This is a genomic window from Sphingobacterium rhinopitheci, from assembly GCF_022627575.1.
Taxonomy (GTDB): Bacteria; Bacteroidota; Bacteroidia; order Sphingobacteriales; family Sphingobacteriaceae; genus Sphingobacterium; species Sphingobacterium rhinopitheci.
The window spans coordinates 198712-211695 of the sequence record NZ_JADEYQ010000006.1 but is presented as its reverse complement, the minus strand read 5'-3'; the positions used below and the strand labels follow the sequence as shown (position 1 = coordinate 211695).

General features: G+C 33.9%; 11 protein-coding genes and 1 tRNA gene. 7 read left to right on the top strand and 5 right to left on the bottom strand.

The window, feature by feature from the left end; all coding sequences use genetic code 11:
• Positions 1-921: 921 nt before the first annotated feature.
• The 4 genes from IP023_RS08615 to IP023_RS08600 all read right to left on the bottom strand — a co-directional run bounded on the left by IP023_RS08615 (position 922) and on the right by IP023_RS08600 (position 6772).
• Positions 922-995, bottom strand: a tRNA-Ala gene (locus tag IP023_RS08615).
• A gap of 13 nt (positions 996-1008) precedes the next feature.
• The gene (locus IP023_RS08610; protein WP_241789861.1) at positions 1009-2928 is read right to left on the bottom strand and encodes a DUF3857 domain-containing protein; all 1920 of its coding nucleotides are present in this window, start codon (positions 2926-2928) and stop codon (positions 1009-1011) included.
• Entirely contained in the window at positions 2925-4904 is a 1980-nt protein-coding gene (locus IP023_RS08605) for a DUF3857 domain-containing protein (RefSeq protein WP_241789860.1), read from the bottom strand. Before IP023_RS08605 ends, IP023_RS08610 begins: the two co-directional genes overlap by 4 nt.
• An 86-nt stretch (positions 4905-4990) precedes the next feature.
• Positions 4991-6772, bottom strand: a complete 1782-nt coding sequence (locus tag IP023_RS08600; RefSeq protein ID WP_241789859.1) for an ABC transporter ATP-binding protein — start codon at positions 6770-6772, stop codon at positions 4991-4993.
• 174 nt (positions 6773-6946) lie between these two features.
• Between IP023_RS08600 and IP023_RS08595 the strand changes: the two genes are divergently transcribed.
• The 7 genes from IP023_RS08595 (at position 6947) to IP023_RS08565 (ending at position 12425) form a co-directional block, all read left to right on the top strand.
• Positions 6947-8014 carry a Glu/Leu/Phe/Val family dehydrogenase gene (locus IP023_RS08595; protein ID WP_241789858.1) on the top strand — a complete coding sequence of 356 codons (1068 nt, stop codon included), beginning with the start codon at positions 6947-6949 and terminating at the stop codon, positions 8012-8014.
• Positions 8015-8070: 56 nt separating this feature from the next.
• Entirely contained in the window at positions 8071-9018 is a 948-nt protein-coding gene (nusB, locus tag IP023_RS08590) for a transcription antitermination factor NusB (protein ID WP_241789857.1), read from the top strand.
• 5 nt (positions 9019-9023) lie between these two features.
• A complete protein-coding gene (locus tag IP023_RS08585; RefSeq protein ID WP_241789856.1) occupies positions 9024-9467 on the top strand; it encodes a DUF1573 domain-containing protein in 444 nt (147 codons plus the stop codon).
• 22 nt (positions 9468-9489) lie between these two features.
• Positions 9490-9804 (top strand): preprotein translocase subunit YajC, encoded by a 315-nt coding sequence (gene yajC, locus IP023_RS08580; protein WP_241789855.1) that lies wholly within the window; start codon positions 9490-9492, stop codon positions 9802-9804.
• Positions 9805-9917: 113 nt separating this feature from the next.
• Entirely contained in the window at positions 9918-10865 is a 948-nt protein-coding gene (locus IP023_RS08575; protein ID WP_241789854.1) for a CdaR family protein, read from the top strand.
• Between the two features lie 7 nt (positions 10866-10872).
• Complete coding sequence (gene coaE / locus IP023_RS08570) at positions 10873-11460, top strand: dephospho-CoA kinase (protein ID WP_241789853.1); 588 nt, start codon at positions 10873-10875, stop codon at positions 11458-11460.
• The gene (locus IP023_RS08565; protein WP_241789852.1) at positions 11460-12425 is read left to right on the top strand and encodes an MBL fold metallo-hydrolase; all 966 of its coding nucleotides are present in this window, start codon (positions 11460-11462) and stop codon (positions 12423-12425) included. The genes coaE and IP023_RS08565 overlap by 1 nt, the downstream gene beginning before the upstream one ends.
• Here the strand turns inward: IP023_RS08565 and IP023_RS08560 are convergent.
• Positions 12417-12980, bottom strand: a complete 564-nt coding sequence (locus tag IP023_RS08560; RefSeq protein WP_241789851.1) for a YqgE/AlgH family protein — start codon at positions 12978-12980, stop codon at positions 12417-12419. The genes IP023_RS08565 and IP023_RS08560 overlap by 9 nt on opposite strands.
• Between the last annotated feature and the right edge of the window lie 4 nt (positions 12981-12984).

Sequence of the window (12984 nt, the reverse complement as noted above, 5' to 3'; positions counted from 1 at the left end):
CTTCAGGTATAAGGTTTAGTTCTTCTAGAAAGATGTCAAGTCTTTTATCTTCTTTAGTATAATGGGTCATTTCAAAATAATCAGAAACTCCCTCCGGAATAATCAATGGCATTAAAGCCTTAAACGATTCGTGCATTTATATCAAATATCAAAACATAAATCTCAGATTTTTTTATCTAATCCACAACTTTTGTACATGATCCGGAGCTATTGTATATGAGAAGCCAAATATTTTGGTTATTGATGATGGAATAGAAAATATTAGTGAAGAATATTTGGTTGGATATGTTTTTGTAGGAGGATATAATTAGAACTTACGTTTCATAAGAAATGCGCGTCTTAAACACACATTAGACGCGCATAGATTTTTCCAAAAATGTTCATTGGGGAAATGAACAATACTTTAATATTAGAATTTATTTACTATTATTAAACAAATGAATGTAGAGTTTGTTTGACCAAATTATTTTTTAATAGTATTTATACTCGGACTATTGGAGATAGACTACTCTTTAAATATTTGGCATTTGTTTGAGGGAAAATATTAGTTATAACTAGGTTTTAGATCAGCTTATCTACTGGTGTTTTCATAATAAATTGTGCCATCGACCCTTTGCATATGAAAAAAGGAAAACTTAACCAATGATAGGCTGCACTCTATTGGTAAGAAAGCATGATATCCTACATATGTCAACCTTGGTCATCAAAAAATATTAATCCGCTGTCCTGAATTGTATTTCTTTCAAATGAAAACTAAGCGTGCAGTTAAATTTGATTTTTAAGCTATGACAGTTTATTGGTCGATAAACAATTGAATGTGGTTAGATTTTAATAAGCTTACATAGTATACGAATAAATCCCGCCGATGGAATGGTGCGGGATTTAATTTAATAAGTAATCTTTATTTATTTTACTTTTATGTGGAGCATATCGGATTCGAACCGATCACCTCTTCGCTGCCAGCGAAGCGCTCTAGCCAAATGAGCTAATGCCCCTATTTTAGCGCTGTTAATTATGCGCTAAGTTTAGTGTATATTTTATGCGGTCACTTGCGGACACTTCCTTCATAAAGTCGTAAAATTGCTGATAGCTATCCGCTGAATATTCACCTTGATTGATGCTAATATAGCGTTTTATCGTGACTTTTGTACCTTCGCTAAATATACGCAATTCATATTTACCCATAGGGCAATTTATTACTTTTTCTATTGGGGTTATTTTACCTGCCAATTCAGATTCTAGTGTATATTCTATCTCATCTATGTCCGTATATCCACGATTGATATATACTGCATTGCTACGGTTTTTGGATTCCGGTATATTACGTGTAATATTAAATATATTGGGTTGAAGAATTAATTGGTTTTCATTTTTCACGACATAATTTTTGATGGCAATTGCCAGGTCTTCTGTTAGCTTCGGACTGTCTGTGTCAGTGATTTGATAATTTACAGTATTAAATGTGATATTGTCGACATCATAGTAAGATTTTAACGCTTTGACTTGCTCTATGGGGCTTCTAAATACATTGGAATAGTGATTGTCAAATTGTGTACCACTAAATGTGGTATGCATTTTACCCTTCAAACTCCCTTCCTTATTAATATCAAAGTATGCTTTACGTATTTGGATATTCTTGTGGCTAGGATAGGTTGCTGTTCTCCATATTTTACCACCTTCTGCTGTACATGCTAATACCAATCTATCATCTGTAAAGTCACCCAGATAGCCAAATGGATGTTTGTTGCTCGTACATTCCAACCATATACTGTCTTTTTCCATCGGGATACATAGGATGATATGATTGCCATCTACCGCATTAGCAAATGATTCGTCTAGACTAACTTTGTTGTTGCCCGCTTCAACAATGCAGTATACGGAATTAATATCTACAGCACTAAGTAATGCCTGTGTATAATTGACCAAAGCTTTGCAATCACCATAGCCAAGACGATCTACATAGGATGCAGGAAAGGGTTCCAAACCACCGATACCCACTTGTATACTGATATATCGGGTTTTATTTTGCATGTATTTGTAGATAATTTCAGCTTTTTCCTTCGTTGTTTTAGCATTTGCCGTTAGGTCTTTCATTTTTGCTATAGTCGCTAAAGGAAGATCTTGCTTATCTTTTAGTAAATCATCATAAAACCACTTCCCTAAGCTATTCCAATCGCTTGCTGTACCTTGTTTTTTGAAGTATTTAAACGATTCGGGGGCTATTTTTACCACAATAGCATCTTTTTTCTCAATAGGAGCGTAGGGTTCTGCCTTTTGGGCATTAATATTTGTAGCAGTCCAAGTATAGCTTTTATACTTTTCTGTGGTTTCTAGTTCAACCTTATTAGGAATATTTTGTTCTTTAATTCTAATGTTAAGCGTAGGCTGACACGAGAAGGTATAGCTACTTTTTTCTACTGCTACATCACTGTATTTATTGGGTTGCCAATACGGGATAAATAAATTCTGACTATGTTTTGATTCATAGGTATAGACAATGGTATAGGGATACGTATTGATATTTGGATCGTAGTGTTTTATACGTACATCATCATACATACTCACCTGATCACTCGCAGAATAGTCTTTAAAGTCTTTACTGGTAAATTTGCCTATAGGCATTCCAAATTCATCCAAAATCTGTCCTTTAATATCTTTTATAGATACACTTTTGTTATACGACAGTACCATTGCTGCATATTGATCGCCTGCTGGATTCAGAATTGTGATTGCTTTAGTGACAATATGTGATATATTGGCTTCATTTTTCATATCTAGTGTAATCTGCTCATCACGTACGATAGCACTAGCACGACTTTTCAACCCTTTAGGGATTAATTCTACTGCGTATTGTTGCCCCATACTGATGTTGCTACAGAGTAAGGCAGTGGCTATGATAGTCGTTATTACTAGATTGAATCTATTCATTTGCTCTCATACTTAAAGGTGTAGTCAACTTTTAGCTGTTGTATAATACGTGAGAACACTTCTTTTAATCCAAAATATTCATCCGTAGTATAAATTGATTTTGCTAAGGACAAGAATTGTTCTACAGAAAGTACATTGTCTGTATAGTCGCTTGTATATATATATTTAGCGGAGTTTTCGGGCAATTTTAAATTTACATTTTTTGGAGCACTCACTAATGATACACCCTCCGGCATCTGTATATTTATCTCGTATGTTTCAATACGCTTTGCACCGAGGTCTACATCGTACGTACGATTATCTAGATTGAATGGATTTCTTGTGGTACGGTCTATGAAAATAGGATTGATGTAAAAATTATTGCCATTGATTAGTTTTTGATTTGTCTGTATGATAACATCAGTAACGATACTCAATACATTTTGAGTATCTTCTAAGTTTAGGATTTCAGTTTTTTCAAAATCTATATGTGGCAAACGTTCATCCAATTTTTCAGTATATTCTTCCATACTTGCATATTCAAGAATATCATTTCGTTTGTTATAGGCTTCAAGACCAAAGCTGTTGATCGTTAGTTCTCCGCTGATGGTTCCATCTAAGGATAGCTTTCCATTAAAAATGTAGTTTGCAATAGATATTATTTGGTTTGTAAGTGGAATCCATTCTGATGATTTCTTATTATAAATAATACGACCTTTACCATTGATAGCACGCAGTGGCAGCTGCGCAAAGGGCAGGAGCCTATCAGTAGCATCCAATTGTATGATATTGTCATCTATCTTTAAACCAGCTATCACGTAGTTGAAATCACTGATGACAGGATGCAAATTGTTTGGGAGGCCGTTGTTTCTCGTAGAAACTAGAATTGGGTATGCATCAAGGCCTGCAGCATTTAGGGCGGCTATTAAAGCTAGATTGATATCTGCTACATTTCCATTCTTGGTTTTTAAAGCTTCTTCGATACCATATTGGCTATATTTTCCATAGGTATTGTTCCATTTTATATTTTTTTGAATCCAGGAATAGATCATATTAGCTTTAGAGTATAAATCTTCAGTTGCAAAGATTGAAGGGGCTATTTTTTCTTTAAAGATATCTTGCTTTTTGATTTGACCACCAAAGCTTTTTTCGGTTAATAATTCTCTATCTACATCAGACCATTTTTTTGTAAATGACTGTTTAGAACCTCCAGCTACTATAGCTTCCTCAAGTTCAAAATATACTGCTGATAAATAGTTTTTAGAAGCTAGCATATAGGGCTCTTCTATAAATGCAGGGATGCTATCCATGCTGTAGGTGATGTTAGAGCAGTCTACTCTTGAATTATAAATAGTAAGGCAGGCATTTTCTATTTTTGATTTTGTATCTGTGAGTTTCAATCCTCCTTTTAGTGTTACATTATATTTGTATACCGCAGGGATTAATACATTGTACTCACTTCTTATCTTAGGGATATCCGACTGAAAATTCCATGTTCTGAAATTAAAGATATCTGGGCTAATGATGGTATATTCTACATCGATTATACTACCTTCTTTAATATTAGGTAAGGTAAATTTGGAGAGCTTTATATAAGCAGAGTTGTTCTCGCTAAATATATTTTTATTCTCTAATGAGGTAGCATTTATTTTTCCATTTTCGAGGTTGTGCGTGATTCCTTTTATAGATTCTATACGCTCAAAGGTCGAACCATATTTATAAAGGGGAAGTGTAAAATTAGCATGTTTAAATCCTTCTTTATTGATTATTTTGATGCGTATTTTGTGTGTATGGTAAACCATATATGCACGATCAACATCCGAACTTTGAATAAAAGTACGCCCTTTTTCTAAGAGGACAATTGCATCGGCTGTAGAGTCTATACTGAATGTGCCTTCATTAATATCATTATATTTAACAATTGGGAAATCATCAATTTGGGCTTTAGAAGAAAATATACCAAATATTAGTAAAATGGTAGTTAATAATAATTTCATGGTCTGTAGTGTTCGAGTTGAAAGATAGTGAAAATACCTTTCAACTAGAAATTGTATACCTAAAAAAAGTCCAATGACATACGATTTTAATCTTCTACACTTTGTAATAACTGTTTTTCGTAAAGTTCGGCATATTCGCCATGCTGCTGTAATAATGTTTCATGGGTACCTTCCTCCACAATTTGTCCATTGTCCATGACAATGATGTGATCTGCATTTTTGATAGTAGAGATGCGGTGTGCAATAAATATGGTTGTTTTATCACGCATGATACGTCCCAAGTTATGGAGTATTTCTTCTTCTGTTTTTGTATCTACAGCAGATAGACAGTCATCAAAAATCAAAATCTGCGGATCTTTAATTAATGCTCTAGCTATGGATACACGTTGTTTTTGTCCGCCTGATAAAGTAATGCCACGTTCGCCAATATTAGTCTCAAAACCTTTCTCGAAACCTATGATATTTTCATATACTGCGGCATCTTTAGCCGCTTGTTCGACTCTTTCCTGATCCAAACTGTCTAACCCAAATGCGATGTTTCTACCAATGGTATCGGAAAATAAAAAAACTTGTTGAGGAACAAATCCAATCTGATCACGCATACTATTAATGTCATAATCTTTAAGCGGAATATTATCATAGAATATATTTCCTTCATCAACATCATACATACGTAGCAACATATTGGCTAATGTTGTTTTTCCAGAGCCTGTCTTCCCTATAATAGCTAGCGTTTCTCCTCTTTTGATGCTTACATTTATATTTTTTAATGCTTTTACACCATTTTCTGGATAGGTAAATGAAAGATTTTTAATTTCTATATTGCCTTCTAATTTTTTAGATACAGTGCCATTAATGATTTCTGACTTCGTTTTTAGGAATTCATTTATTCTTTTTTGGGAAGCTGCGGCACGTTGTATTAGTGAAGTAACCCAAGCTAATGCCATCGCTGGGAAGGTTAGTTGATTGACATATATGATGAATTCAGCAATGTTCCCCGCAGTGATTGCCCCTCTATTAACTTCTATACCACCGATATATACTGTTATAATTGTACTAAATCCAACTAAAAAAATAATCAACGGAAAAAAAATTGCTTGTACCTTTACTAAGGATAGAGATGTATTTCTGTAATTATTACTTTCTTTCTCAAATTCATTCATCTTATCTTCTTCACGACTATAGGTCTTTATAACACGAATACCTGAGAAAGTCTCTTGTACAAATGACGATAACTTTGATAGCTGTGCTTGAATTTTTGTACTTCGTTGATTGATTGTTTTATTTACAATTAAGATAAGAACCGATATTATTGGGATTGGTATCAAGGCATAGGTCGCCAACGTAGCATTGACATCGTACATAGCATATATAACCATCACTGATAAGGCTACTGTATTAATCGTATACATAATCGCAGGCCCCAAATAGTTACGTACCTGATTGACATCTTCTGTCGCACGATTCATTAAATCTCCTGTTTTATTTTTTCGGAAAAATGAAAAATCAAGGGCTTGATAATGGTTGTAGATTTCATTTTTTAGATCGTATTCAATATGTCTGGAGATTAGAATAATAGATTGGCGCATCAAGAACAAAAAAATCCCTCTTAATAGTGCTAATACTAGCACGATAGCACCGAAAAATAATAAACTACTACCGAATACTTTATAGATCAAATCTTGACGATCAAAGCCATCATACATACGATATAAGTCGATGTTTTCTTTGACAAGGTCAAATGCTACACGTATAACTTTAGCAGGTAGTATTCCAAAATAGTTAGATATAATTACAAATAAAACACCTGGTATTAGTCTCCATTTATACTTATAAAAGTATTTATTAAGGTACGCTAGTTCTTTCATCGCTAAATATTGTATGCAAATGTACAGCTTTATTTATAAAATATGTTTTACCAATTAGGGTTCTTTCATAAGCATTATTTAAAGTTATATATTTTAATAAATAAGATCTTAAACGAATTTATTTTGTTATTTTTGTAGCAAATAATAGTCTTATTTGTATTGATATAAGTAATTATGCAAAATTCATCTATTTTCAATTTGATGTCGTCGTCAGAGCATCAGAATTTATTTTTCTGTAATGATCCTTCAGTTGGATTGAAAGCTATTGTAGCGATCCATGATACGACATTAGGTCCTGCAATAGGGGGAGTTCGTATGTTACCTTATGATTCCGAACAGGAAGCGATTGAAGATGCTTTACGTTTGTCCAAAGCAATTACCTATAAAGCTTCTTTAGCAGGTTTGAATTTAGGGGGCGGTTGTGCTGTAATCATTGGTAATAATCGTAACGATAAAACGGAAGTTTTAATGCGTCGCCTAGGTAAATTTATTGAAGGAATGAATGGTAATTTTATTGCTTCGATTGATGTTGGTACTACACAAAGAGACTTAGAATTTATCCGTGCTGAGACAGAATATGTAGCAGGTTTGCCGGAATCAATGAATGGTGGTGGAGATACCACCGTATTTGCTGCGCGTGGTGTATTCTACGGTATAAAAGCTGCAATCAAAGAACTGTATGGGGATGATTCCTTGGCAGGTCGTAAAGTTGCCGTTCAAGGAGTAGGATCTGTGGGCGAGCAATTGGTGTCTATGCTACGTAATGAAAATGCACGTGTTTATGTTTCGGATATGACCGAAGAACGTAAAATGAAAGTGGCATTAAAATACAAAGCTGAGCCAATTCAGTATTCTACGAGTTATGAATTGGATGTAGATGTTTATGCGCCTTGTGCATTGGGAGGTACTGTCAATCCAGATACTGTTCCAAAAATGAGATGTAAGATTATTGCTGGTTCCGCAAATAATCAGATCAAAGATGAAGACACAACAATAAAATTGCTCCAAGAGCATAATATATTATATACACCAGATTTTCTAATTAATTCAGGAGCACTTATTAGCTGTTACTCCGAATTAGAAGGGTATGGTAACGAGCGTACAGAATCATTGATACGCAATATCTACAGTGCAACACGTCATGTGTTACAAAAATCAAGAGAAGAAAATATTACAACATACGATGCGGCCAAGCAATTAGCGGAAAAACGTATTATTGATATATCAAAATTGAGAAAATAACGGTAGTATTTTCTCAATTAAAATCGTTCTTATAATAAAATCGTTCTTATACAACTATGTTAAACAGAAGACACCTTAGAGTTAAGGTATTACAAACGCTTTATGCGTACAGTTTATCGGAAGATAAACAAATTAAAGATTTCGAAAAAGCATTATTCAAAAATGTTGAAGAAGTCAATGAAATGTATATTTGGACACTTAATCTATTGGATGAAGTAGCTGAATATGTTGTGTTGGATGCCGAAAGCCGCGCAGCAAAATTTTTACCAACAGCGAAAGATAAATTGCTAACGACCAAATTGAATACCAATGCGTTCATTGAGTCTTTACGTCAAAATAGAACTTATCTAGAGTTGGTGAAAAAATACAATGTTTCTTGGGAGTTTGATCCAGAGATTGTACGTTCTATTTTTGCACAATTGAAAGATTCTGAAGCATATCTACAATATTTAGAATTAGAAGATCGTAGCATTAATGCGGAGAAAGATATTGTAAAATATATCTTTAAAAAGATTATCTTGAAATCGGTAGATATTGAACAAGTTTTTGAAGAGAAATTTATCAACTGGACGGTAGATAAAGAAGTGTTACAAGCTATGATTGCCAAAACATTCAAAAATTTTAGCTCAGAGAATCCTAGTGCCAATAAGCTGGCTGAATTAACGCCTAATTGGAGTGAAGATGAAGATTTTGTCGCTGATTTGTTGAAGACATCAATTAAATATTCGGATGAATATCATGAATTGATAGCTGCAAAAACAAAAAATTGGGAAGCTGATCGTATTGCTTTAATGGATATCTTGTTGATGCGTATGGCGATAAGTGAATTGATAAACTTTCCTTCGATACCTGTTAAAGTTACCATCAATGAATATATTGAATTGTCTAAAACTTTTAGTACATTGAAAAGTAATACATTTATAAATGGTATATTAGACAAAATTTTAGCTGATCTTACGAAAGAAGGTCGTATTCGTAAGGCGGGTAGAGGATTAAAAGATTAAAAAATATGATTAATAAATTTTTATTTCCTGCTTTATTACTAGGTTTAATGACCGCATGTAATAATCAAAGTAGCTCTTCTTCTTCGGCGGATTCTACACAAGTGAGTGCTGTAGATTCTGTAACGGAAAATGTAGCAACTGGTGTCATCGAATTTGCAGATGCTAAATATGACTTTGGTACCGTAAAAGAAGGTAAAGTCGTGGACCACGTATTTAAATTTAAAAATACAGGGACTGCGCCAGTTATAATTGCACAGGTAGCAGCATCATGTGGTTGTACAACGCCAGATTATACCAGAGATCCAATATTACCGGGTAAAGAAGGTGAAATAAAAGTTTCATTTAATAGTCAAGGGCAGGTCGGAAATCAACAGAAGATTGTTACAGTAAGCTCTAATGCAGCTAATAATGTAACCACTGTAGAGATTAAAGGTACCGTTGAAAAGTAAAATCAATAATTAGAATATAAATATGATAGCAACAATTTTATTGCAGGCAGCAGGAGGAAGTAATTTGATGAGTTTTTTACCTATGGTATTGATTATCGTAGTATTTTATTTCTTCATGATTAGACCTCAGATGAAAAAACAAAAAGATCACAAGAAATATATCGAAGAATTAAATGTTAATTCTAAAGTTGTAACTACAGCTGGTATTCACGGTCGCATCGTAGAAGTAGGAGATACTACTTTCTTAGTTGACGTAGGTTCTGGTGTTCGTATGAAATTTGATAAATCAGCTATTGCTTTAGATGCTTCAAAAGCTGCTAATGCAGAAGCTAAATAATTAAATAAGATATTTAAAAGGCCGTCTATAGCATATTGTTATAGGCGGTTTTTTTATATGCTTAAATATTTTTTAGAGAATGCTAATCAAGAGATTTCATTATCTTTGTGTCAATGGGGCAGCGAAAATTAAATAAAATACAACGTCGGAAAATTACTATTTTCTTGAGGTGTATTATTATTTCATTTTTAGCTTGGCTTTTGATTGCTATATCTAATAAATATACCTTTACGGTGAGGGCAGGTATTGAATTTGTTAATATTCCCGAAAAAAGAGCTTTTCACTCCCTACAATCTGATACCGTTAGTATAAAAGTGAAAATGAGTGGCTGGGATGTTTTATTGTCTCGATTGAATCCTGATACGGCTAATATCCAAGTAGATTTAAGTAGCCTTAGTTCTAGAAATTTCATCGTTTTCTCCAACCAAATAGGATTCATCAATAGACAATTTCCGTCAGATAAGCAGGTGCTGACTGTTTCTCCGGATACACTATATTTCGACTTTTCTAAACAAACCCAGCGCAAAATCCCTGTTCGGGTTCCAACAGCACTAAGCTTCAAAAAACAATATGATATTATCGGAGAAACGCGCACAAACCCTTCACATATAACGATTACGGGGCCATTAGAAGATATCGCTAATATTGAATATTTGGAAACAGATTCTATAACAGGAAAAAATGTACATACAGATATACGTACTATTGCCAATATCAATAAAAAGCAAAGAACGAATATCACTATTTATCCAACTTTTACAGAGGTTGTAATTCCCGTAGGTGAGGTGACAGAGAAGATTATAGAAGTTCCGATAAAGATTGAAAATGCAAATAGATATACTTCTGTTCGGATTGTTCCTACGAAGGCTGTACTTACAGCCATGATTTCACTGAAAGATTATGCTAAATTTTCGGCCAGTGATTTTGAAGTTGTTGTAGATATGGAAGGCTGGGAAAAGAATAACACCAAGAGTTTACCTGTTATAGTAACTAAGGTGCCAGATTTTGTGAAAATAGTAAAAGTTGAACCCCAAAATATAGATTTTTTCGTTCGTAAATAGTTAAAGTATGTCTAAGAAAGTAGGTATTACAGGAGGAATTGGTACGGGAAAAAGCTTTGTAGCTAAGGTATTCAAAACAATGGGTATTCCCTTTTATGATGCAGATAAGGAAGCAAAATCAATAATGTCTGAAAGTAATACCATACGTCAAGCTATACAACAGGCATTTGGTATGGATACTTATTTTGAAGACGGCTCCCTAAATAGAAAATTGTTAGCATCCAAAGTTTTTAATAATCAGGAACAATTAGCAATTCTTAATAATATTGTGCATCCTGTAGTGATACAAACTGCTAAGGATTGGGCAGACAAGCAGACGGCTGTTTATAGTCTTAAAGAAGCAGCTCTGTTATTTGAAAGTAAATCCTATACCTCCTTAGATTATACCATCGTTGTGACAGCGCCATTAGAATTACGAATTAATAGAGTGATGGAAAGAGATGCTGTGACGAGAGAGGAGGTGCTGCACCGAATGAATAGTCAGATGCCTGAGGAAGAAAAAATAAGGATGGCAGATTTTGTAATCGTAAATGATGAAATCTCTCCTTTGTTGCCTCAAATAGAATTAATAAATAGAACGATAATAAAGAAATAATGCCAGAAATATATTCTGATTTTTTAGTGGAGACAAAGTTGGGTTTTTATTGTTCATATGGGGATTTTCATATTGACCCAAAATACCCAGTTAAAACTGCTGTTGTATCCCATGCCCATGGGGATCATGCTGTGCCCGGTCATAATGATATCTATTGTACCAACGGAACGGCTACGTTTATGAAATTTAGGTTTACTAAACAAAAGGAAAAAACATATCATATCAAAGATTATAGTGAGTCCTTTGAGTTGAATAATGTTAAAATTACTTTTATCCCTGCAGGACATATATTGGGATCTGCTCAGATTTTATTGGAATATGATGGTGTTAGGTATTTGTATACTGGAGATTATAAATTGCAGACGGATGTTACCTGCGAGCCAATAGCATTTGTAGAAGCTGATGTACTAATCACCGAAACTACATTTGCTGATCCTTCTATTATTCATCCTGATCCTATTCAAGAGATAAAGAAATTAAATACCACCTCCTTGAATATCATGCTTGGATGTTATTCATTAGGTAAGGCACAGCGTATTACACAGATGGTGAATGAATATTGTCCTGATAAAGTAGTATATACACACCACAATATAACACCAATACATCGTATATATAATGAAAATGGTTTTGTCAAATTAAACTATGAAGTATATAATAGGAAGGCGTTAAAGGATGGAGAAAATAAAATATATCTTGTTCCTCCGATGACTTTTCATAATTATTTTAGAGCAAAAAATGTGGTACGTGTATTTGCTTCAGGTTGGAAAAGGTTACAACAGTATAATGATATGACTTTGTATATTTCTGATCATATTGATTGGAATGACCTGCTATATTATATCGAAAAAGTAAAACCAAAGCAAGTGTGGACTGTGCATGGTGAGGGCTCACATTTGAAGGAATATTTTGGCGAACGCTTGTTGGTGCGAAATATTAAAGAGAAAATCGAAGTCTCAATTTAAATTTGGACTTTTAGGGAAGTTCGCTATATGTGCGAATTTTGGTCCCAGATCAATCAAAGCTTGTTTCCATAAATTTTCCCCATCATCAATAAACAATAATGATGTATCAAAAGAAGGATGAACGGCCCACGAGTTTTGATTGATTTCCTCCATTAATTGATTCTCAGACCATCCACAATATCCTATAAATATTTTTACTTCATCGGTGGTAATTAACTTTTCTTGAATAAGGAATAGTAGTTGCTTAAAATCTCCGCCGAGGTATACATCTTTTGTGATCAGCTCACCACTCTGCATCTTGTCATAAGCCCTATGAATATAGAATAGGTTTGTAGGCTCCACTGGACCTCCCATAAAAATAGGAAAATCTATATTGTCCATATTACTTATAATATCTGCTAAATTCAGGATGGTGCGGTTATTCAGGATAAATCCAAATGTCCCGTCACTATTATGGTCACATAAAAACACTACTGAACGCTCAAATGTCTTGTCCAACATAAAAGGTTCCGCTAATAACAAGCTTCCCTGAATAGGTTTATTTTTATTAAACATATTT

Bases quoted from the DNA above. Each gene is read 5' to 3' on its own strand.
- yajC (WP_241789855.1), top strand. From the start codon at position 9,490: ATGATAGCAACAATTTTATTGCAGGCAGCAGGAGGAAGTAATTTGATG.
- IP023_RS08560 (WP_241789851.1), bottom strand. From the start codon at position 12,980: ATGTTTAATAAAAATAAACCTATTCAGGGAAGCTTGTTATTAGCGGAA.
- IP023_RS08610 (WP_241789861.1), bottom strand. From the start codon at position 2,928: ATGAATAGATTCAATCTAGTAATAACGACTATCATAGCCACTGCCTTA.
- coaE (WP_241789853.1), top strand. From the start codon at position 10,873: ATGTCTAAGAAAGTAGGTATTACAGGAGGAATTGGTACGGGAAAAAGC.
- IP023_RS08600 (WP_241789859.1), bottom strand. From the start codon at position 6,772: ATGAAAGAACTAGCGTACCTTAATAAATACTTTTATAAGTATAAATGG.
- IP023_RS08585 (WP_241789856.1), top strand. From the start codon at position 9,024: ATGATTAATAAATTTTTATTTCCTGCTTTATTACTAGGTTTAATGACC.
- IP023_RS08595 (WP_241789858.1), top strand. From the start codon at position 6,947: ATGCAAAATTCATCTATTTTCAATTTGATGTCGTCGTCAGAGCATCAG.
- IP023_RS08565 (WP_241789852.1), top strand. From the start codon at position 11,460: ATGCCAGAAATATATTCTGATTTTTTAGTGGAGACAAAGTTGGGTTTT.
- nusB (WP_241789857.1), top strand. From the start codon at position 8,071: ATGTTAAACAGAAGACACCTTAGAGTTAAGGTATTACAAACGCTTTAT.
- IP023_RS08605 (WP_241789860.1), bottom strand. From the start codon at position 4,904: ATGAAATTATTATTAACTACCATTTTACTAATATTTGGTATATTTTCT.
- IP023_RS08575 (WP_241789854.1), top strand. From the start codon at position 9,918: ATGGGGCAGCGAAAATTAAATAAAATACAACGTCGGAAAATTACTATT.